The organism is Pseudarthrobacter sp. J47, from assembly GCF_049810315.1.
In the GTDB taxonomy this organism is placed as follows: Bacteria; Actinomycetota; Actinomycetes; order Actinomycetales; family Micrococcaceae; genus Arthrobacter.
Genome location: NZ_CP187358.1, coordinates 1,761,428 through 1,781,270, shown reverse-complemented (window position 1 = coordinate 1,781,270; position 19,843 = coordinate 1,761,428). Strand labels below are relative to the sequence as shown.

Genomic DNA, 19,843 nt, shown 5'->3' with positions numbered 1-19,843 from the left:
AACCGGAATGACACGACGCTGGAGCCGCTGGTTCCCCGTCCCGGGCTCGCCGGAAAAAACGACCAGGCCATGGCTCCAGCCCCGCCCAGGTCTCAACCCTTCCGACCGCTCCTCCGAGCCCATGCCGATCCTCCTTGCGTACTCCCCCGCCCACCGCGTACAAGCCGATATACCCTCAGGGGTATTGTAGTACGCAACGCGTCCAAATCCGCCGCCACCACGAAGCGGAGGCATCTGCGCCGGGTACGGAACGGACCCGTCCCCGTACCCCGCAGGATATGCGCCCCGTCGGCTTGCGGGATCCCTCCGCCCCGATGGGGGGCGTGCTGCCGAGGTGCGGTCCTCAAGAGGTCAACGCCACACTCCCCGCCACGGTCCTTGTCGGGGCCCCTTGAGAGATTCGAAGGCTAAACGACCACAACGTTCCAGGGGAAGGGCAGACCACCCCCGAGTTGCCATATATACCCCCTGGGGGTATATATTGGCTTGTGATAGGCGCCGCCCGGGCAGTTGTGCCGGTATCCGTTAGGGCGCGGGCTGGGCGTAAACCTCCCCGCCTCCGCAACTGCCGGGTACCCGTCGCGAGCATGATTTGTGGTCAATTGCACCCGGTGCGGCCACGGCGCCCTGCACCATCCCAACCGTCCAAGGAGCCAATGCTGTGCTTAATGAGCAAATTCTGCACCAGCCCGAAAGCCGGGTTATTGAACTCGACATTGAGGGCATGACCTGTTCGTCCTGTGTCGGCCGGGTCGAGCGCAAGCTTGGAAAGATTGACGGCGTGGAAGCCCTCGTCAACCTGCCGCTGGAATCCGCCCAGGTGACGGTTCCGGCGAACGTTACAGACGAGCAGATCACCGCCACGGTGGCTGCCGTCGGGTACAAGGCAACAGTCCGGCGGGCGGCCTATCCAGTGGGCACGATCGGAACAATGCCGGATCCGGCGCCTGCAGGACCGGCGGGGTCAATCCCCGCACCGCCGGCGGATGGGCCGCCGTCACACCCAGCCGGCAAGCTGCGTCCCCGGCTGATTGTGGCGGCCATCCTCACCGTCCCGGTGTTCCTGGTCTCCATGGTCCCGGCGCTGCAGTTCCCCAACTGGGTTGGGTGGTGGGCGTGCTGGCCCTGCCGGTGGTGACTTGGGCGGCGTGGCCGTTCCACCGGGCCGCCGCCATAAACGCCCGGCACCTCGGGTCCACCATGGACACACTGGTGTCGATCGGGGTGACCGCAGCCTTCCTGTTCTCCGCATGGCAACTCTTTGCCGACCCCACGATGACAGCACATCCGCAGGCAATGGAGGGCATGGAAACCGGAGGCCTGTACTTCGAGGTGGCATCCGTCGTCACCACATTCCTGCTGTTGGGCCGCTACCTGGAGGCCAACGCAAGGCGTAAGGCCGGCGATGCGCTCAAGGCCCTGCTGAACCTCGGAGCGAAGGACGCTGCCGTGCTGCGGGACGGCGAGGAGGTCCTGATCCCGGCCGGCCAGCTCCGGGCCGGGGACGTTATCGTGGTCCGCCCAGGTGAGAAGATCGCCACCGACGGCGTAGTCCTGGAGGGAACCTCTGCGGTGGACGCCTCGCTCGTAACCGGAGAATCAGTGCCGGTCGAAGTAGGCCCGAACAGCCCGGTCACGGGCGCAACGATCAACACCTCGGGACGCCTCCTGGTCCGCGCCACCCGGGTAGGTGCTGACACTACCCTTGCCCGGATGGGGCGGCTGGTCTCCCAGGCGCAAACCGCGAAGGCCCCGATCGCCCGGCTCGCTGACCGCATCAGCGCGGTCTTCGTCCCCGCGGTCTTCGTCCCCGTGGTCCTCGTCCTTGCAGCCCTCACCTTCGCCGGCTGGCTGCTCGCGGCCGGCCCGGCCATCAGCGACGCCGAACTGCGCGCCGCCTTCACCGCCGCAGTAGCGGTGCTGGTCATCGCCTGCCCCTGCGCACTGGGCCTTGCCACACCGGTGGGGCTGCTCACCGGCACGGGCCGCGGCGCCCAGCTCGGCATCCTGATCAAGGGCCCGCAGGTCCTAGAGGACACACGCACCGTGGACACCATCCTGCTGGACAAGACCGGCACGGTCACCACCGGCCACCTGGCTGTCGACGGAACCCAGGCGTTTGCCCCGTTCACCGAGGCCGAGGTCCTGCGCCTGGCCGGGGCGGCGGAGGCCGCCTCCGAGCATCCCGTCGCCCGGGCTATTGCCGCGGCAGCGCTCACCGCCGAACAGCAAACCGACAGCGCCGCGCGGCTGCCGGCCGTGGTCGACTTCCGATCAGCACCGGGGGGCGGCGTCATGGGTGGCGTCGACGGACGCGACGTCACAGTAGGCCGCTCCGGCTGGCTGCAGGAAAACGGCGTCACCGTCTCGGGCCCACAGCAGACTGCCCTGGCCGCCGCCGAAGCCGCAGGGGCCACCGCGGTCTGGGTGGCCGTGGACGGCCAGCCAGCCGGCATCATCAGCCTGCGCGACACCCTCAAACCCGGTTCCGCCGCCGCCATCGCCCGGTTCCGCGAACTGGGACTGCGGCCCATCCTGCTGACCGGCGACAACGCAGCGGTGTCCAACCAGGTCGCCGCCGCCGTCGGAATCCCTTTTGAAGACGTTTTCGCAGGTGTACTGCCTGAGGGCAAGGTCGAAGCGGTCCGTTCGCTGCAGGCCGGCGGCGCGACGGTGGCTATGGCCGATGACGGAGTGAACGATGCTGCAGCGCTGGCCCAGGCTGATCTGGGCATCGCCATGGGTTCCGGCACTGACGTCGCCATCGAAGCCGCGGACCTTACGGTGATGGGCAACGACCTTGGACAGGTCGCCGATGCGATCGAGCTGTCCCGCCGGACCCTGGCCACCATCAAGACAAACCTCTTCTGGGCCTTTTTTTACAACGTGGTCGGTATTCCGGTAGCAGCGCTGGGGTTGCTCAACCCGATGATCGCCGGCGCGGCGATGGCGGCCAGCTCCGTACTGGTAGTCGCCAATTCGCTGCGGCTGCGGCGCTTCGGCAAGTAACCTGCCGGGGAAGTCGAACCAAGCCCGGCCGGGTGGGCGGGCTTGGTTCGACGGCGCCCAGCGCCCGGCCTACTGTGTAGAACAACAGAGCAGGTCTCACGGACTCAGGAGCGGGCATGGCCGGTACGGCGAAAGCAGATCCCCGGAATCACCGGGACGCCCCCACCTCAATCATGCTGCCCGGAGTGGTCCTTGGCGTCGGGCTCGGTGGCTTCGTGGACGGGATTGTGCTGCACCAGATCCTGCAGTGGCACCACATGATCTCCAGCTCCGATACCGCCAACATCGACATCGGTTCCTACCCGGTCACCACTGTCCCCGGGCTGCAGATGAACACCCTGTGGGACGGTATCTTCCACGCCGTCACCTGGCTGGCGGTGCTCACCGGACCCGGGATCCTGTACTCCCGGATCACCGGATCCCGGGGCCGGATCTGGACCTCCCGGGTCCTGTGGGGCTGGATCCTGGTCGGCTTCGGAATCTTCAACATCGTCGAAGGCCTCCTGAACCACCACATCCTGGGCGTCCACCACGTGATCAGCGGCGAGTACCAGACCCTGGCAGACATCCTGTTCCTGATCTCCGGGGTGCTCCTGATCGGAGGCGGGTGGCTGCTACAGCGCTCCGCCCCGGCCGTGGACCTGGCGGCGGCTGAACGTTCTGCCGCCGCCGGAAGCTGATGATCCCGGCCCACAAAACCCACGCCCAGCACGGCGCCGGGGCCCTGGAAGCCGGCCTGCCGTTGTTTCTGCTCGCGGCTCTGGTGCTCGGCTACCTGGTGGGGCACAAAACCCTCCCGGTCACTCCCCTCTGCCGCCTGACCCCAGCCCGGGGTTAAACGGGGCCTTTGGCGTCAGGGGCTGCCGCATGGCCCAGGATGTGGGCGACTGGCGGCACCAGCGGGTGGACCGAAAAGCCAAACCTCTGGTTGTCCCGGACGGTGAACCCGGCCTCGGTGATGGCCTGCAGGGTGTCGCGGTTCGGGTGGCAGCCGCCGGCCATCCGCTGCCAAAAGGGGGTCAGCAGGTCCTCCGCCGCCGCAAGGACATTATGTCCGGACCGGACGTGCTCATAGAAGGCCAGCGTCCCGCCGGGCCGCAGCACCCTGCGCACCTCGGCCAGGGCGGCGGACTGATCGGAGACGCTGCACAGGACAAGGCTGGTGACCACCGCGTCGGCACTGGCATCCGGAGCCGGGACCGCCTCAGCTGTACCGGCGGCCACACGCACCGGAACCACGGCGGACGCCGCAGCTGCCTTTGCCAAAGCCCTCAGATAGTCATCCGGCTCCACCGCCAGAACATCAGTGACCGTGCGGGGGTAAAGCCCGAACGAGGACCCATCGCCGGCGCCGATCTCAACTACGCTCCCACTCAGGCCCTGCAGCAAAGTCCGGCGGTGTTCAGTCCCGCCCCTGCGGTTCATCCCCTCCACCGCACGCGCATAGGCACGGGCAAAACGAGGATGCTGCAGCTTGGCCGGCCCCGCCTGGGCCTCCGGATCCGGGCCGGTCACTGACCGGGTTCCTTTACCGCGTCCCGAGCCATCCCGGCCCCGCAAGGGCACCAAAGGAAATTCCGACCGTTGTAACGCTGACTGCACGGCATGGGCTGCTCCTTGAATCGGCCTGCTGAACGCCGCCGGCCGGATCCCTGCCGGCAGTCCTACCCTGACGGTGACCGGACCAGCCGTCAAGGACAAGCCAAACTGCGTCGGTCCACCACAGCACGACGAAGACAGCTCGCCGGCCAGGAAAGGAATCCTTTGTAGCACACCCATCCAACGGAGGATGTCATGAACAGCCAGCACCTGTACCGCCACCCCCTGCCCGGCACATCCGAGGATGAACCCTGGGCACCATTGGCAACTGGTGCGCGTACGGGTTGGCGAATGGGTTGTCCGGAGTACGGATCACATCCTGATGCAGGCGCATCCTTCCAGTTGCCGCAGGGCCGGGAGGTCGACGGCTGTCGGCATGTGGTCGATGCCGGGCAGCAGATGGTGCAGGGCGCTGCGCCCGCCGAGGGCAGGCTGTCTTCACACGGTCCAGATGTCCGCGAGTGCTTCCACCCCTTCCGACCCCACGACCCGGGCTAAGGTATCAGTCGCGTGCTACCCTGACTTCCGAAATGTCTAAACATATTGGAGGAAGTGTCGCAGTCGGCGTCACACTGGCGGCACTGCTCGGCGTGACGGCTTGCCTCCCTGCCGCGGAGCGGCCCGGCGCCAAGCGTGTCGATATCGGTGAACCGCCCACAACTGCATCCGTTTCAGCCCAAAGCGGACGACTGTTCCCGGGCTTTGACATCACCTCCGAAGTGGAAACCGACAGCACCCCGTTTGCCGTCGGAAAGACCTTTGTCGGCTCTGCCTTCCCCCGGGATGACCGTTCCCGGCTCAGCTTTTACGGCTTCGACGCTACCGGCACCACCTGGCGCGTGGACACCAACCCATCCTGCGTTGGAACCGTGCCAACACAGGTTGGCGGCGAAGCGGCGATTGTCATCCTCGACTCCGACGCCCGCAAGGATAGCTCAGGCCGGGTCAGCATCACCGTCGCCACGGCCTTCTCCGCCGCGGACGGAGAGCCCCTCTGGGGGCCGACGGAGGTTCCCGGCCCGTCCCCGGGCACCGGCCTGGTTTTCGCCAACACTCCCAAAGCGCTCACTAGCGAGAGGACACCCACAACGTTGCTCGCCGCCGACTCCGGCACAGTCGTCGGCGAACCGGCCGGAACAGCCCTTTATGAATATCAAGGGACCGCACTGGAGGGCGCCGCGGACAGTTTCTCCGCCCTCGACAGCGGCACGGGCGAAACGCTTTGGAGTACGGCGCAGTTGAGCCCCGGCCCCTCCGTTGCCGGGGCCGGGGCCACGGCCCGGTTCGAAGGCGCTTACGGTCCGTCAACCGGAGGCCTGGTGATCCTGGAATGGGCCGACCCCGCGGGGGCGGCGGTGGCCGTCGTTCACGATCTCAGGACCGGCGCGCCACTGGGCAAAGTTGAGGGAACGCCTTCGGGCATGGCCACCGTGGATGACTCCACCCAAACAGTGCTTCTGACTTCACAGCGGACAGACGGCACCCACAGCATCACAGCAGCCCGTCCCCGCGGGGGCATTCTGTGGAGCATGGAATCCAGCAGCCCGGCCGTGGTATCAGCCGCCGGCGCGGGAATGGCCTATGCACAGGTCAACGGCGAAGCGGCCAGGATAGACCTTGATTCCGGGACCATCCTGGCCTCGGGTGATTACGCCCTTCCCGTGGCCGTACTCCCCGACGGAACCGCCTTGTTCCCCACGGACCAGCCCGGCACGTATGCGGTTGCAGTAGCCCGCGGAACGTCCGCTACAGGGTAAAAGTTCCCGGCATGCAGCGCCGCGCCGACTTCCCCTAAATGTTTATACATTTGTGATTTTTCCGTGTAGATTGGGCCCGTGCCGCCCACCAGGCGCTGCACCCTTGGCTTGTTACCGAACCCTGCCGCCCGCCAAGGACCAAACACCACAAGCTCCGGCAGGGGCGGGGGAACCAAAATACGGATTCGCAGTGAATCCTTGGGGTTAAGCCGCCGGCATCAACGGCCGGCGGCCGGGTGACTCCCATCCGCATCCGACAGCTCACCTCGCAGGTATCGGGAGAGGTTAAGCAATGTCAAAGAAAAACGCCCGCCACAGGGCCGCCACCAGCAGCTCGCTGGCCACCATTTCACGAAGCGTTTCCAGCCACAGCGGAGCAGTGGGCCGCCAGGCCGCCCTCGTCGCTGTCGGATCCGGGCTCGTGCTGAGCATGGCCGTCCCGGCCCAGGCGGGAGCCACCGCATCGGACCCGCAGGGGGAAACTGCTTCAAGCACCATTTCCTCCCCGGCAGGAACTCCCGGCCAGGCGCCCGCACCGGGGGCCTCCGTCCACACCGTGGTCGCTGGGGAGACCTTAAGCCAGATAGGAGCGCTGCACGGAATCTCCCTGGACGCCATTCTGTCGCTGAACGGTCTTCACATGGCCTCCATCATCTATCCGGGGGACGTCATAACACTTTCCGGGGCAGCGGGCACCCCGGGCTCGGCACCGGCAGCCGCTCCCGCGCCGATCACCCCCGCAGCAGCCCCCGGTATGCCGTACCAGCCTTCGGCCCTGGTGCCGGCGAGCACCGGTGGACAGAAGCCACCGTCTTCCCTCAACCGGGCGATTCTCGACGCGGCACGGGCCCAGATGGGTGCCGTTCAGGACTGCACGGTCCTGGGGGAGGTAGCCTTGCGATCGGCAGGGATTCAAGGGGTCGGGGATGAATCACCCGAGTCTTTGATGGCTTATGCCACCCCGGTGTCAACCCCGGAACCCGGTGACTTTATCTACTATGCCGACGGCGGAATGGGGTTCTCGCATAACGCGGTTTACCTCGGTGACGGGCAAGCCATACACAGCGGATGGAACGGCAATCAGACCGTCGTCTTCAGCGTGAACGTCGGTTCCGGCCCCTCCTACTACCGCGTGAACGCCTGACTCCTGAAGTCCGCGGTGCCTGGCGGCCGCACACTGGCCGCCAGGCACCGCCTCACACCGCCTGACAACTGAGCCGAAATTTTCCAGGCGCACCCCACAGTCCGGATCCGGACTTTACACGCCGATGGCCGGGCCCGTACCGTCAATAAGACAAAATGTATAAACATTTAGTATTTTTTGCCAGTCTCAGGAGCCAGCATGCCATCGCCCACCCCCACCGGCACTTCCCGCCACCGACCCTGGACCATAGTTGTTTCCGCCCTCGCGGTGGCCGTCCTGATCCTGCTGGTGGGAATTTTCGCGTATCAGGGAGGGGCGTCCCAGGGGGCCAGCGGCTCCGGAGCCGCGCCGCAGGGATCCGCAGGATCCGAAAGCACGCCGCTGGATATGTCCCGCAGGACAGCGGACGATCCGACAGCACTCGGCCCGGTCGACGCCCCGGTGGTGCTGGTCGAGTATGCAGACTACCGCTGCCCGTTCTGCGGGCTGTTCTCCCGCGATACCCTGCCGCCATTGGTGAAAAAATACGTCAAGAGCGGTGACCTGCGCGTCGAGTGGCGTGACCTGCCGGTCTTCGGCGATCAGTCCACTATGGCTGCCGTGGCCGGCCGCGCAGCCGGGAACCAAGGCAAGTTCTGGGAGTTCAACAAGGCAGCTTTCGCCATCGCCCCCGAACGCGGACATGCCGATCTTTCGCGGGAGCGTCTGGTGCAGATCGCAAAAGAGTCCGGCGTACCGGACCTGACGCAGTTCGAAGCCGACCTGGACTCCGAGGAACTGCAGCAGGCCGTTGCCAAGGATGCACAGGAAGCGGCATCCCTGGGCGCCACCGGAACACCCACCTTCCTGGTCAATGAGACACCCCTGATCGGTGCGCAGCCCTTGGCAACCTTCGAAAAGGCCATTGACGCCGCGCTTAAAAAGGCCGAATCCCAGTAATGGTTATCGGATACGCGGGCGCGTTTTTGGGGGGCATCCTCACCCTGTTGAGCCCCTGCTCGGCCCTGCTGCTGCCGGCCTTCTTCGCCTACGCATTCTCCACCAGGACCCGGCTCGTCGCGCGGACCGCCCTCTTCTATCTGGGCCTGCTCTCCACCCTGGTGCCGCTGGGGGTCTTCGCCGGAACGCTCGGGTCTCTCGTGACCCAGCACCGCGGCATCCTCATCGCCTCAGGCGCCGGACTCGTGATCGCACTGGGCCTGGCCCAGGTCGCCGGACTCCGGATGCCGTCACTCCTCCGTAACAACGCCCGGACCGGTTCATCCCGTCTTTCAGTCTTCGCACTCGGCGCTGTCTATGGCATCGCCGGGGTATGCACGGGACCGATTCTTGGTTCCATTCTGACCGTGGCGGCAGTGGGCGGTAACGCCCTGTACGGCGGGATCCTCCTGGCGGTCTACGCGCTCGGGATGGCACTGCCCCTGTTTGCGCTGTCCCTGCTGTGGGACAGGCTCGGCATTCCGGGCCGCCGCTGGTTGCGGCCACCGCCGGTAACCATCGGCCGGTGGTCCAACTCCTGGGTCATGATCATCTCCGGTGCCCTCTCCATCGGCATCGGGGTCCTGCTGCTGGTCACAGACGGCACCGCAGGGCTTGGCGGAGTGCTCACCGTCACCGACCAATTCCAGCTCGAATCCACCGTCAGCGGAGCAGCTTCCGGTGTTCCGAACACCGTCTTCGCGCTCCTGGCCGCGGCCATACTGGCAGTCGCTGCCGCCCTGTACTTCAAGAACCAGCGGAACGACCGTCCCGCCGGCAGCGATGCTGAGGCGACGTCAGAAGCAGCAAAGAACGAGGAGAACCGATGAGCGCGCGAGTGTCGTTGAAATCAGCTCTGGCCCAGTGGCCCGGCCGCCGCTGGCAGGCCGCAGCCGCAGCCGCAGCCCTCACCTATCTGGTGATCGCAGTACCCACCGAACTCATCGACACTCCCCTGTTCAGCCGCGAGATCCCTCCCACCTGGTGGTCCTTCCCGGTTCTGGGAATTACAGCGGCCCTGACGGGGCTGGTCGTTGCTACCTACGTGGCCCGCATCCCGGCCCCGGCCGCCGAAGGCAAAGAGCGGTTAGGAGCAGCCGGCACCATCGTCTCGTTCTTCGCCGTCGGATGCCCTGTCTGCAACAAGCTGGTACTCCTGGCCCTGGGAAGCTCCGGTGCGGTGCAATACTTCGAGCCCCTCCAACCGCTGCTGGCCGTCGGTTCCATCAGCTTGTTACTTTGGGCCTTCCTTAAACGCGCCACATCCGAGGATCGGTGCCCCGTCCCGCAGCCACAGACAGCGGCCGCTACCCCGGCTGAAGGGTAAGCAGGATACCGGCGCACTGTCCCGCTGCCTTGCCGGCGCCGTTTCACCCCACCCGGCCGTCCCGCGTCCGTGCTAGTCACGGCTGCCCGGAACCGCCTTGCACCCGAACGCCGTCGAAATAGCGAACCTTTCCCCCAGCACATAGCTGCGCCTGAACTCCAGCGTCCGGGCCCGGTAACATCCGGTCCGCTCGATGAGCAAGAGCGGGGTGCCTTCCGCACATCCAAGATGACCGGCCTGCGCAGGGCTCGCTGCGACGGCGGTGAGCTGCTCAGTGCCGCCATCGAGTACGATGCCGCAGCGGCGGTCCAGTTCGCCATACAAAGCGGTGTCTGTGAAATCCACATTGACCAGCTCCCCAGCCACCTCGGCAGGGAGCCAGACCTGGTCCAGTCCGATAGGCTCCCCGTCGGCCAGACGCACTCTTGATAGGTGAAAAAGCTCCGCCTGTTCACCCAACGAAAGTCGTGCCGCCACCGCCGGGTCCTGAACGTTATGCTGCTCCAGCACCACGCTGCTGTGCTTCATTCCTGACTCACGGATGGAGGCTAAAACGCTGTAAATCGGCCCATAGGCCGTGCTGCTGCCGGCCACTACCGTCGGTCTCTGACCGGGATGTGCGGTGATGTGCCCCGCATCCCGCAATGGCTTCAACGCAGCCCTGATAGTTCCCCGGCTGACCTTGTATCGCTGCGCCAACTCCAGCTCACCGGGAAAGCCTGAATCAAACGCCCCACCCAGGACCGCGTCCAGCAGATCAGCGCTGACCGTTTTCCACAACGGACGCCCGCGTGCCTTCAGCGCGCCCCGCGCGGGGTCTACTGATTCCGCCGCTCGGACTGATTCGGTCGCAATCGGTTTAGTCACAGGAGACCTCGGCTGAAGCGCTGTCATAGTACGACGTTACTTCAGGCGGGCGCACAGCGCTTCTCCGTACAGTGTCTCTTCAGCAGGCAGCAGCGGGAACCGGCTGAGTGCGGTTGGGAAGTTAGCCATTGCCCACGCTGGCGCTCACTAACGCCCTTCCCCCAATTCTGACCCGCGACGAAGCCGACAACGATTTCCGCCGTGAGGCTGTCCCAAAGATGGGGACGGTGATAGCCAACCAAGGCGGTGACCACACCAGCGCGCAGGAAACGCCACAGCCCTACGGCGAGTGGCGTGGCATGTTGCGGCTGGACGTTCACCGGCAAGCTACTGGTCAGCCGTGGGCGGGCTCACCGGTGATGCGGTGATCGGCATGGTTGAAGGTTTCGCGGATGAGCCGTACCAGGTGTCCGTCATGGAGGGAGTAGATGACGTGTCGGCCGTCTTTCCGGGTGTCCACCAGCCCGCTGAGACGGAGTTTGGCCAGGTGCTGACTGACTACCGTCCGGGGAACGTTGGCTGCGGCGGTGAGCTCGGTGACGCTTCTGGGGCCTTGGGAGAGTTGCCAGAGCAGGTGCAGGCGGGTCGGTTCGGCGAGCATCCGCAGCGTCCCTGCGGCGGTTTCGAGCAGCTCCGGCCCGGGGGTTACCGGGTGGACCAGGGAAGGGGTGTCAGGGGCGGGGCGGGGTGTGCCGTGGGGCTGGCTGCTCAACGCTCTGCTCCTTTCCCGCCGCTTCCATGGCTGCTGCGGTGTCATGCCGGGGCCAGGAGGCGAATGCTCCTGCACTGCCTATCATCGCAATAATTGTCAGCGCCACCGCAGCCCAGCCCAAACCGGCGACCGCGCCGACCCAACCAGCCAGCGGATACGTCAGGATGTAGCAGGCATGGGAGAGGGAGAACTGGGCCGTGAACACGTAAGGCCGGGTGTCCTCGGTGGAGGCATCACGCAGCAGCCGCGCCGCCGGTGTAAGGATCGTCGCGTTGGCCGCGCCGAGCAGGAACCACAGGCCCAGCAGCAGCCACCACCCCGTCCCCGGGACGCCGGCCAGGGTCAGCGCGGCCGCTCCGGCCAGGACAAACGGAATGACCGCGGCGCCGGTGAGCATCATCGCCCGGTCCCCGAACCGGTCCAGAACCCGTGGGGCTGACAACGCCACGATCATGGAACCCACACCGAAACAGGCCAGCGCCAGAGCAAGATCCGTGTCCGGCCGTTGCAGAACGTCCCGGACGTAAACAACGGTGTTCACCAGTACCAGCGCCGTCGGGGCGGCAACCACCAGGTTCAGGGCAAGCAGGGACCGCAGCCGCCGGTTGCGCCAAAAGATCCGCGTGCCCAAGGTGGTCCGGTGCCACAGCGAGGTCTGCGGAGCTGCGGTGGCCTGAACCTTCGGCAGGACAGTGATTGCCACCATAAAGGCAGAGAACAGGAATCCGGCGACGGTGCCGAGGAACAGGTTGTTGTAGCTGAGCACGGTCAGCAGCAGCGCCGCCGCGGCCGGGCTGACGAGCGCTTCCATGTCGTAGGCCAGCCGGGACAGCGACAGGGCCCGGGTGTAATCCCGCTCGTCGGTGAGGATCGTGGGGATAAGGGACTGGAACGCCGGGGTGAACGTCGCAGAGGCTGACTGAAGCAGGAAGATCACCACGTAGATCTGCCAGACATCGGTGATGAAGGGCAGGCACAACGCCATTCCTGCCCGGATCAGATCCGCCCCGATCAGGACCCGCTTCTTTGGCCACCGCGCCACCAGGGCGTTGATTACCGGGGCGAGGCCCACGTAGGCCAGCATCTTGATAGTCAACGCCGTACCGAGAACGGCCCCGGCATTGCTGCCTGCCAGGTCATACGCCAGCAGCCCCAAAGCCACCGTCAGCAGGCCCGTGCCGATCAGCGCCACGATCTGCGCCACGAACAGCCGCCCGTACGTGACATTCCTCAGAACAGACAACATCCGGCCCGACACCTTGAATGCAAAAGTGCGCGTGTATGCACTTATAGTACGTGACCGGAGTGAATGCCGAACTTCAGGCTGTTAGGACCGCTGACCGCTACGACTTGTAAGCGGGCCCTCGGTCCGCGGCCGAAGACTCTTTGACGAGGGACTGCAGCAGGACGCGGCCGCCGAATTTGACTGGTCCCAGAACCTGTACGAAGCGCGCGAAAGACAGTCCCCACCTCCGAGGAAGCCAGGGAGCGCCCTGACCCTACACAACAGGGTCCGGTGTTCGGAAGGTTGCTGACAGTGCGGGTCTGCTTTTCATCAAAACAACTGCGATCCGACGGATTCGAAGCAGGAAGTCCGGTCCGCTATCAGATGTAGGCGGAGGGATTGACGGTCGTTCCGTTCACCATGACCTCGAAATGAAGATGGCAGCCAGTTGACGCCCCGGTCGTACCAACGCCCGCAATCTGTTGGCCCTGCGCGACTGTTTGCCCAACAGAAACACCAATGCTGGCCAGGTGGTTATAGGTGGTCTTCAACCCGTTGCCGTGGTCCACAACGATCCGGTTGCCGCCGCCATACGGGCTCCAGCCTGCCTCCACGACTTTCCCTCCACCGGCAGCGGACACCGCCGTCGAGCATGCTCCTGTCAGGTCGATGCCGGTATGCAGTTCCCCTGCAGCTCCCGTAATGGGGCTGACACGAAATCCGAAAGGCGAGCTCACGTTCATGGCGGCCAGTGGGGCTCTCAGGCCCTTGGACTGCGCGCTCGGGGCGGCCTTAGCCGCCGGTGCCACAGGGGCCGGTGCCGCAACCGTTCCGGCGGCCTCCACCGGTGCTGCCGGTGCAGGAGTTGGGGCGGGCTGGGACGTAACTGCCGGGCGGTCAAAGGTCAAGACCGCGCTCGGCGCTGCAGATACTGCAGCCTCAAAGTCAGGAATCGCGGATGTGGTGATCTGGCCCGGAACCTCGGCGCGAGCACCCGAGTCGGCCTGCGCGGCCGAAAGGGCAGTCAGGGCAATCATTCCCGTGACGGCGGCTGAAACACCCCACTTTTGGCTGCGGAGCAGAACGGCAGCGTCATGGAGACGGAGTCGGCGGCGCGGCCCGGGAGCAGGAAGGGCACGGCGACGGCCGTGTCTGGGCTGGGCAGACAAGATAGTGGTCCTCTCGGCGCCGGCGAAGTTAGCTGTCGGATTCGGACGAGTGGACTGTCCGGCTGCTGGGGACGCGCGCTAACGCAGCCGCCAAGTAGCTTCACCCCAAGGTGCGCTCTCGCGCGCCGTAAGTGGATCCTCCGCGCCCGCCTTGAGAAGGTCATGGTCATCGGCCGCCGGCGGGGTTTGGCGTAGCGGCCCATGCATACCGGTAGGGGTATGCATACCAAGACTAACGACGGTTCGCATAAGTTACAAATTCGTTATCCCAGACCGATGGCGGCAGCGGCGGGAGAGAAAATGGTGCCACGGATTCTTTTTTGGTGGACAGGTCCGGCTCTCCTCGTCCTACTTGTTGGCCGCGCGGCCAAGCCATTCGAGCGGGCCTCCTATCCTAAGAAACACGAACGCCATCCCTATCAGCACAGCCAGCGCTGCGCGGGAAAGGTACATCCCCAGACTGGACATCAAAGTGCCAGCCGCTTCCAAGGCTTCGCGGCTGCAAAATTATTCCGGTTGCCCGTCTAAATCCTCAGGGCAGTCAACGGCGGATCTCTGGCCGCCTAATTAGGCAGATCACCGGGCCCTAACAACGGCAGGGCTTGTCCTCAGGCACCTCCCATGGCGGTTCCGCCAACAGGTATTGTGGCCGGGCCACGTGCTTACCCATTTTCCGGCGCTGCAGCGAAGTACTTGCGTCCCCTTCCCGGGGCGGCAACATCCAACCCAACAGGCCTGTTTCCTGCTTGTTCATGTTCCGTGGGCTTAGTCATGTCATGGTCACCGCTGGCTTCCAGAACGCCGGGACGATTCCGGTGACCAGTGTGCCGAGGCGGGCTGCTGCTGTCAGCTCCAGGCCAGTATCGGTCAGGTTGTCGCCGCTGATGACCAGGACGCGCCCGGCGCAGGCAGCTTCCAGCCAGGCGGCGTCATTGCGGTTCCTTCTGTTCAGTTGCTGGGAACACATCAGGAGTCCATCAACATGGAGTTAAACCACTTCACCATCGGCCACGATGCAGGTGCAGGTGTTCCGGGCAGGGGACAGCCTACTGCAGGATTTCGCTATAGCTGGCGCTGAAAGACATCTCGAATCCGTGTTTGAGCAGGACCGAGACCAGCGCCGACGTCATCTCCCCACGCGGTTCGCCAACAACAACATTCGGCATCAGGGTGTAGGCCAGCACGGCTATGTCGGTCTTTCCCAACCCGCCCCCGCTCAGAACCATTCGCGCACCAACGGAGGTGACGTCTTCCACCACCTCCACCGCCTCGCGCGCACTCAGCCCGGGTGCCTGACACTGCAGATGACAGACGGCAGGATCGAAGGTCAGGGACGATATGCCCTCCAAATCACAGCCTTCGGTGATGAATACCATCAGGGACAAGGCCGCTCCGAAGCCAAGAGATCGCCGGCAGACAGCGCAACGGCTGGCTGTGGCCTTGACCGTCTCGATGTATTGGGCTGTGTCCCTGCCCTTGAAGCCCGGAGTTGTTCGTCCCAAGCTACATTGCTGGTGATGGGCATTTCCGCAATCCAATCCGTGACGCCAGGCCCACGTGCGCCATGACGCACACATAGGGGTGACTTGTGAATTCGTCGAATATCCGACGCTAAGGAACTGCAACTGGCTGGGGCGCGGATTTGCCGCGGGTTAATGCCCCCGCCCGTTGGAATCGGACGGTCGCGGCATTGATGATGGTGTAGCGCCGGTTAGTGCCGTTAGCGTCGGTCGGTTTGTGCGTGGTGGGGTGCTGGAATAGCCAATCGCTTCCCCGAAAACTTCGGGCGGGCCGGAATCCCTCACAGACGGTACACAGGTTTATCTCAGGTATCTCTTATTGGGCATGTGGGAGCCTTGATGGTATCGGAAGGAGATGCGATGACGGCGGTAGTGAATTCACGGGTTCGGGCGTTGGGCGCGGTACGGCGCTGGACGGTGACAGGGATGGTGCTCGCGGGGCTTGCGACTGCTGGTGTCGGTGCAGGCCTGGCGACGGTGCAGCACCAGTCCACCACCGGTCAGGTGGCGGCGGCGGTGCAGCAGGCACCGGCGCCCGCCGCGGCAGGGACGTTCGGGAAAGTCCAGGCCGCGCAGAACGCCCCGGCCGGCGCCGTACCGCAAACAGCGACCAGAGCCTCCTGAGCGTGGCAGCATTCCCGGCCGCCGGGTTTGATGCGATCGGCACCACCGTCGGCGTGCACGCGACAGACCCATCCGCCCTGGACGATGCTGTGCGCACGGCCCGGGACTGGCTTGAGCGCCTGGATGCCGTCGCCTCGCGGTTCCGGGCCGATTCGGAAGTGGCGGCGATCACTGCACGTTCGTCCCGGGCCCCGGTGGCTTTGGTTCTTAGCCCCCTGCTCGGTGAGGTGCTTCAAGCCTCCCTGGACGCCGCGGCCCTCACCGGCGGTCTGGTCGACCCGACAGTCGGAGCGGCCCTGCTCAGAGCCGGTTACGATGACGATATGGCAGTGGTCAAAGACAGGGCCGCCTGGACGGTGCCCGGTGATCCGGCACCGGCGCCGGGCTGGCGGCAGATCAACTACACGCCCGATGTGCGGTTGTTGGTGATGCCGGCCGGCACGGTGCTGGACTTTGGCTCCAGCGCCAAAGCCTACGCCGCTGACCGGATCGCGGCTCTGCTGGGTGAGACCCTGCCGGGCGGTTTCCTGGTGGACCTTGGCGGGGACATTGCCGTAGCAGGCCCACCGCCGGAGGCCGGCTGGCTGGTACGTGTCGGGCACGGCGGCGGCCGCACCGATCAGGTCATCACGATCACGGACCAGGCTGTGGCGACGTCCTCAACCAGGGACCGGGCGTGGGCCAGCGGTTCCGGGACCGCCCATCACATCATCGACCCGCGCACCGGCGCTCCGGCGGAGCGGGTCTGGGCCGAAGTGACCTGCCTGGGCGCGACCGCCCTGGAAGCCAACGCCGCCTCGACCGCCGCCATTGTCCTGGGCGCTCAGGCGCCTTCCTGGCTGCGGGCCCACGGCATCGATGCCAGCCTGCACGCCATGGACGGTTCGACCGTGAGGACCGGGAACTGGCCTGCCTCGCACGACCCGGCCCGGGCCCTGTGAGCCCGGCGGTCAGCGAGGTTTTCTGGTTCGTTTCCCGGGCGAGCGGTGTCACGGCCTCGGTGCTGCTGACCGTGACGTTCATTCTCGGTGTTGTGACTTCCGGGCGTCGCCGGCCGGCAGGGATCGGCACCACGGTCGTGACCGGACTCCACCGGAACCTGGCACTGGGAATGATGCTTTTTGTGCTGGTCCATATCGTCACTGCCGTCTTGGAAGGTTACGTCGACATTGGCTGGGTATCGGTCGTGGCGCCGTTCACCTCCGGCTACGAACGGGCCTGGATCGGGCTGGGCACGGTCGCTTTCGACCTGCTGCTCGCGGTGACCGTAACCTCGGTGCTGCGCCACCGCATCCCTGAGCGTTGGTGGGCGCGGGTCCATGCGCTGAGCTACGTGCTGTGGCCGGCGGCAATAGTCCACGGCATCACCATGGGCACCGGGAGCGCCTGGATCCTCCGGGCGGTGGGCGTGGCGTGCCTGGCCGCAGGTGCTGCCGCGATGGTGTACCGGCTGACCGGCCGGCAACCCGATGAGACCCGCCGTGATGAGATTGGACAACAGCCATGGCGCTGAACCTGCTGCCGGCGCTGCATGAGGCCGGCCTGACCGGCCGGAGCGGTTCGGCGTTCAGCACTGCGGTGAAACTCACCGCAGCGCTGGAAAACCGGACGGAGCTGGTCGTGAATGCCTGCGACGGGGAAATCGGTGCCGCTAAAGACGCCTATGTCATCCGGCACTACCTCGCCGAGGTCCTGGACGGGGCCGCACTGACGGGCCTGAAGCCGGTAACGTATGCGGCCCATGCCGGGTCGGAGACCGAAGGACACCTGCGGGCGGCCGGTGTTCCGGTGCTGCCGGTACCTGCCCGGTATGTCGCTTCCGAGGCCAGTGCCCTGGTTTCCCTGCTCCACGGCGGCCTGGCCCGACCGATGACCAAACGCGCCCGCCTGGTCCAGGGGGGCCGCACCCCGGAGGGGAAAAAAACCCGCCCGGTCCTGGTCCTGAACGCCGAAACACTCCTGCGGATCGCCCAGATCGAGGCATTCGGGCCGGCCTGGTTCCGGTCCTTCGGCACCCCGGAGGACCCGGGCCCGCGGCTGGTCGCGCTCAACGGCGCGGTCCGGGCACCGGGTGTCTACGAAACCGAAACCGGACCATCCCTGAGCCAAATACTCTCCCTGGCCGGGGGCCCGCTCCCCGGTGCCCCGGCGCTGAACATCGGCGGACTCGGCGGCACCTGGATTGCAGCATCCCGGATACCCTCCCTGCACTACACCGCCGACTCACTGGCCGCCGTGGGCGCGGCCCCGGGCCCGGGGGTCATGCACCTGCTGGGTCCCTCACATTGCCCGGCCGCTACGGTCGCGGGCATGCTCACCTACGCTGCCGGGGAATCAGCCGGCCAATGCGGGCCCTGCATGTTCGGGCTCCCCGCAGCAGCTGCCGGGTTCGCTGACCTCGCCGCAGGCACCGCAGGCCCTGCAGCGCGCGCCGCGCTGCAGGAGCGCCTGGGGCTGCTTGCCGGCCGCGGGGCCTGCCATTTCCCCGATGGGGTCGCAGCGTTCACCGCCTCCGCGCTGGAGGTCTTCAGCGCCCACCTCCAAGCGCACGCCGCAGGATCCTGCCCGGGCCAGGAAGAAAGCGGTCAGTCATGAGCTTTTCTCCCCGCACCCCCCGGCCCGGTTCGGCACTCCCGGTCCTGGCCGTAGACCGGATTGCCTGTACCGGGCACGGGGTCTGCGCCACCTTGCTGCCCGAACACATCACCCTCGACGAATGGGGCTACCCCATCCTCGACGGTCCCATTCCCAAAACCGCCGACGCGGAGCTGGCCGTCCGGTACTGCCCTGCCAGGGCACTGTACTGGCGGAACCGGAACGCCTGACGCAGAACCCGCCACTCCGCCCGGAGGCCCGGGCGCCGCTCCACGGTGCCCTGGCCGAAGGCGGTGGCAAGGCGGGTCTCAGTTGCCCGCGTCCGGGTCCGCTTTGGCGCTGCGGCGCCTGCCCAGGTGCCAGAGCAGCAGCCCGGCAAGGACAACCGCGACGGTGAGGACGGCCGCTCCCTGCCCGGCTGTCCGGGCAATGCTCTGATACGAGTTCCCTGCCAGGAACCCCAGCAGAACACAACCGGTACCCCACACCAGCCCGCCCGCGGCGTTAAATGCCACAAACCGCAGGTAAGGCATGCGCGCCATGCCGGCCAAGGCAGGCATGACAGCACGGAAAAATGCTGTGAAACGCCCTACGAAGACTGCCGCGCCGCCCCGGCGGCGCAACAAATCCTGGGCCTTGGCCACCTGCTGTCCTTTCTTGGCGACAAGGCGAAGGCCCATGATGCGGGGTCCGAAGAACCGCCCTACCTCATACCCCACCGTGTCGCCGGTGATCGCCGCCGTCACGACCAGAACGATCACCAGCCACAGAGGAAGCCGTCCGTGGCTGGCCAGAACCCCGCCCAGAATGGCCGCCGTCTCACCCGGGATCACAAATCCAAGGAAGAAAGCGTCTTCAGCGAAAACCAGGACGAAAACCAGCAGCGCCGCCAGCAGCGGGCTGATGTTCAGGATACTGTCCACAATCTGACCCACAACACACAGCCTTTCCTCCCGGCGCCCACCCCCCACGCACCTGCGGTTCCGGTGATCTTACCGCGCCGACCCGGAAGCATCCCCAGGGAAAGGCGGCAGGCTCTGCGGCGACATACGCACCTGGGCCTGGCATCGGGGGAGACGGTAACCATCCCGGTACAGGCCCAAGGCCGCGCGCAACTGACACTCGAGACGGCCCCGGTCACATTTGCCCGGACCGGCGCTGACCCGGCGCGACGGTCCAGGTCAAAATCAACGCAGCCACGACCACACAAAACCATCCCGGGCCCCGTCCTGAACCCGACCTTCACCGAATACGCACCCTATTTCCCGATCCGGCCGGACCCGGCCCAAACCCCCGACACCACAAAGCCGGCTCCTT

20 protein-coding genes, 1 pseudogene and 2 riboswitches are annotated in these 19,843 nt (G+C 65.9%); of the genes and pseudogenes, 13 read left to right on the top strand and 8 right to left on the bottom strand.

Translation table 11 applies throughout. The features are described 5' to 3' along the window. Nucleotides 1–724 precede the first annotated feature (724 nt). From ACPJW8_RS08025 to ACPJW8_RS08015, 3 genes and pseudogenes are all read left to right on the top strand, one after another. A pseudogene (locus ACPJW8_RS08025) lies at nucleotides 725–3,009 on the top strand (heavy metal translocating P-type ATPase). A gap of 116 nt (nucleotides 3,010–3,125) precedes the next feature. Further along, the gene (locus tag ACPJW8_RS08020) at nucleotides 3,126–3,689 is read left to right on the top strand and encodes a DUF2243 domain-containing protein (RefSeq protein WP_306971066.1); all 564 of its coding nucleotides are present in this window, start codon (nucleotides 3,126–3,128) and stop codon (nucleotides 3,687–3,689) included. Next, nucleotides 3,689–3,847, top strand: coding sequence for a hypothetical protein (locus ACPJW8_RS08015; protein WP_306971065.1), 159 nt, complete (start codon nucleotides 3,689–3,691; stop codon nucleotides 3,845–3,847). Before ACPJW8_RS08020 ends, ACPJW8_RS08015 begins: the two co-directional genes overlap by 1 nt. Here ACPJW8_RS08015 and ACPJW8_RS08010 read toward each other — a convergent pair. Next, nucleotides 3,844–4,524, bottom strand: a complete 681-nt coding sequence (locus tag ACPJW8_RS08010; RefSeq protein ID WP_306971064.1) for a class I SAM-dependent methyltransferase — start codon at nucleotides 4,522–4,524, stop codon at nucleotides 3,844–3,846. The genes ACPJW8_RS08015 and ACPJW8_RS08010 overlap by 4 nt on opposite strands. A 614-nt stretch (nucleotides 4,525–5,138) precedes the next feature. Between ACPJW8_RS08010 and ACPJW8_RS08005 the strand changes: the two genes are divergently transcribed. The 5 genes from ACPJW8_RS08005 to ACPJW8_RS07985 all read left to right on the top strand — a co-directional run bounded on the left by ACPJW8_RS08005 (nucleotide 5,139) and on the right by ACPJW8_RS07985 (nucleotide 9,814). After that, nucleotides 5,139–6,365, top strand: coding sequence for a hypothetical protein (locus ACPJW8_RS08005; RefSeq protein ID WP_306971063.1), 1,227 nt, complete (start codon nucleotides 5,139–5,141; stop codon nucleotides 6,363–6,365). A 133-nt stretch (nucleotides 6,366–6,498) separates the two neighbouring features. Continuing rightward, nucleotides 6,499–6,654: riboswitch (cyclic di-AMP (ydaO/yuaA leader) on the top strand. 3 nt (nucleotides 6,655–6,657) lie between these two features. Beyond that, nucleotides 6,658–7,509, top strand: a complete 852-nt coding sequence (locus tag ACPJW8_RS08000; protein ID WP_306971062.1) for a C40 family peptidase — start codon at nucleotides 6,658–6,660, stop codon at nucleotides 7,507–7,509. A 198-nt stretch (nucleotides 7,510–7,707) separates the two neighbouring features. Next, on the top strand, nucleotides 7,708–8,448 hold the full coding sequence (locus ACPJW8_RS07995) for a DsbA family protein (RefSeq protein ID WP_306971061.1): 741 nt from the start codon (nucleotides 7,708–7,710) through the stop codon (nucleotides 8,446–8,448). Beyond that, nucleotides 8,448–9,317, top strand: coding sequence for a cytochrome c biogenesis CcdA family protein (locus ACPJW8_RS07990; RefSeq protein WP_306971060.1), 870 nt, complete (start codon nucleotides 8,448–8,450; stop codon nucleotides 9,315–9,317). The genes ACPJW8_RS07995 and ACPJW8_RS07990 overlap by 1 nt, the downstream gene beginning before the upstream one ends. After that, complete coding sequence (locus tag ACPJW8_RS07985; RefSeq protein WP_306971059.1) at nucleotides 9,314–9,814, top strand: hypothetical protein; 501 nt, start codon at nucleotides 9,314–9,316, stop codon at nucleotides 9,812–9,814. The genes ACPJW8_RS07990 and ACPJW8_RS07985 overlap by 4 nt, the downstream gene beginning before the upstream one ends. 72 nt (nucleotides 9,815–9,886) lie before the next feature. Here ACPJW8_RS07985 and ACPJW8_RS07980 read toward each other — a convergent pair whose 3' ends face one another. The 6 genes from ACPJW8_RS07980 to ACPJW8_RS07955 form a co-directional block, all read right to left on the bottom strand. Further along, nucleotides 9,887–10,681, bottom strand: a complete 795-nt coding sequence (locus ACPJW8_RS07980) for a GntR family transcriptional regulator (protein WP_306971058.1) — start codon at nucleotides 10,679–10,681, stop codon at nucleotides 9,887–9,889. A 334-nt stretch (nucleotides 10,682–11,015) separates the two neighbouring features. Next, on the bottom strand, nucleotides 11,016–11,393 hold the full coding sequence (locus ACPJW8_RS07975) for an ArsR/SmtB family transcription factor (RefSeq protein WP_306971057.1): 378 nt from the start codon (nucleotides 11,391–11,393) through the stop codon (nucleotides 11,016–11,018). Beyond that, nucleotides 11,353–12,639: an MFS transporter gene (locus tag ACPJW8_RS07970; RefSeq protein WP_306971056.1), complete on the bottom strand. Its 1,287-nt coding sequence runs from the start codon at nucleotides 12,637–12,639 to the stop codon at nucleotides 11,353–11,355. The genes ACPJW8_RS07975 and ACPJW8_RS07970 overlap by 41 nt, the downstream gene beginning before the upstream one ends. 359 nt (nucleotides 12,640–12,998) lie before the next feature. Continuing rightward, on the bottom strand, nucleotides 12,999–13,787 hold the full coding sequence (locus ACPJW8_RS07965) for a M23 family metallopeptidase (protein ID WP_306971055.1): 789 nt from the start codon (nucleotides 13,785–13,787) through the stop codon (nucleotides 12,999–13,001). A 5-nt stretch (nucleotides 13,788–13,792) separates the two neighbouring features. Further along, nucleotides 13,793–13,979, bottom strand: a riboswitch (cyclic di-AMP (ydaO/yuaA leader). Nucleotides 13,980–14,556: 577 nt separating this feature from the next. Then, nucleotides 14,557–14,754, bottom strand: coding sequence for a hypothetical protein (locus tag ACPJW8_RS07960; protein ID WP_306971054.1), 198 nt, complete (start codon nucleotides 14,752–14,754; stop codon nucleotides 14,557–14,559). A gap of 79 nt (nucleotides 14,755–14,833) precedes the next feature. After that, a complete protein-coding gene (locus ACPJW8_RS07955; protein WP_330189286.1) occupies nucleotides 14,834–15,172 on the bottom strand; it encodes a hypothetical protein in 339 nt (112 codons plus the stop codon). Between the two features lie 495 nt (nucleotides 15,173–15,667). On the opposite strand from ACPJW8_RS07955, the gene ACPJW8_RS07950 reads away from it, so the two are divergent. From ACPJW8_RS07950 to ACPJW8_RS07930, 5 genes are read left to right on the top strand one after another with little or no spacing between them, the layout of a single operon-like run. After that, entirely contained in the window at nucleotides 15,668–15,931 is a 264-nt protein-coding gene (locus tag ACPJW8_RS07950; protein ID WP_306971052.1) for a hypothetical protein, read from the top strand. A gap of 2 nt (nucleotides 15,932–15,933) precedes the next feature. Further along, nucleotides 15,934–16,872: an FAD:protein FMN transferase gene (locus ACPJW8_RS07945; RefSeq protein ID WP_306971051.1), complete on the top strand. Its 939-nt coding sequence runs from the start codon at nucleotides 15,934–15,936 to the stop codon at nucleotides 16,870–16,872. Beyond that, complete coding sequence (locus tag ACPJW8_RS07940) at nucleotides 16,869–17,444, top strand: ferric reductase-like transmembrane domain-containing protein (protein WP_306971050.1); 576 nt, start codon at nucleotides 16,869–16,871, stop codon at nucleotides 17,442–17,444. The genes ACPJW8_RS07945 and ACPJW8_RS07940 overlap by 4 nt, the downstream gene beginning before the upstream one ends. Beyond that, nucleotides 17,435–18,526, top strand: coding sequence for an NADH-ubiquinone oxidoreductase-F iron-sulfur binding region domain-containing protein (locus ACPJW8_RS07935; protein ID WP_306971049.1), 1,092 nt, complete (start codon nucleotides 17,435–17,437; stop codon nucleotides 18,524–18,526). Before ACPJW8_RS07940 ends, ACPJW8_RS07935 begins: the two co-directional genes overlap by 10 nt. After that, entirely contained in the window at nucleotides 18,523–18,756 is a 234-nt protein-coding gene (locus tag ACPJW8_RS07930) for a ferredoxin (RefSeq protein WP_306971048.1), read from the top strand. The genes ACPJW8_RS07935 and ACPJW8_RS07930 overlap by 4 nt, the downstream gene beginning before the upstream one ends. Before the next feature lie 78 nt (nucleotides 18,757–18,834). Here ACPJW8_RS07930 and ACPJW8_RS07925 read toward each other — a convergent pair whose 3' ends face one another. Continuing rightward, nucleotides 18,835–19,461, bottom strand: a complete 627-nt coding sequence (locus tag ACPJW8_RS07925; RefSeq protein ID WP_330189285.1) for a DedA family protein — start codon at nucleotides 19,459–19,461, stop codon at nucleotides 18,835–18,837. Between the last annotated feature and the right edge of the window lie 382 nt (nucleotides 19,462–19,843).

Excerpts from the sequence above, each read along its gene's own strand:
- ACPJW8_RS08020 (WP_306971066.1), top strand. The coding sequence starts at position 3,126 with ATGGCCGGTACGGCGAAAGCAGATCCCCGGAATCACCGGGACGCCCCC.
- ACPJW8_RS08015 (WP_306971065.1), top strand. The coding sequence starts at position 3,689 with ATGATCCCGGCCCACAAAACCCACGCCCAGCACGGCGCCGGGGCCCTG.
- ACPJW8_RS08005 (WP_306971063.1), top strand. The coding sequence starts at position 5,139 with ATGTCTAAACATATTGGAGGAAGTGTCGCAGTCGGCGTCACACTGGCG.
- ACPJW8_RS08000 (WP_306971062.1), top strand. The coding sequence starts at position 6,658 with ATGTCAAAGAAAAACGCCCGCCACAGGGCCGCCACCAGCAGCTCGCTG.
- ACPJW8_RS07995 (WP_306971061.1), top strand. The coding sequence starts at position 7,708 with ATGCCATCGCCCACCCCCACCGGCACTTCCCGCCACCGACCCTGGACC.
- ACPJW8_RS07990 (WP_306971060.1), top strand. The coding sequence starts at position 8,448 with ATGGTTATCGGATACGCGGGCGCGTTTTTGGGGGGCATCCTCACCCTG.
- ACPJW8_RS07985 (WP_306971059.1), top strand. The coding sequence starts at position 9,314 with ATGAGCGCGCGAGTGTCGTTGAAATCAGCTCTGGCCCAGTGGCCCGGC.
- ACPJW8_RS07970 (WP_306971056.1), bottom strand. The coding sequence starts at position 12,639 with ATGTTGTCTGTTCTGAGGAATGTCACGTACGGGCGGCTGTTCGTGGCG.
- ACPJW8_RS07960 (WP_306971054.1), bottom strand. The coding sequence starts at position 14,754 with ATGTGTTCCCAGCAACTGAACAGAAGGAACCGCAATGACGCCGCCTGG.
- ACPJW8_RS07950 (WP_306971052.1), top strand. The coding sequence starts at position 15,668 with ATGACGGCGGTAGTGAATTCACGGGTTCGGGCGTTGGGCGCGGTACGG.
- ACPJW8_RS07935 (WP_306971049.1), top strand. The coding sequence starts at position 17,435 with ATGGCGCTGAACCTGCTGCCGGCGCTGCATGAGGCCGGCCTGACCGGC.
- ACPJW8_RS07930 (WP_306971048.1), top strand. The coding sequence starts at position 18,523 with ATGAGCTTTTCTCCCCGCACCCCCCGGCCCGGTTCGGCACTCCCGGTC.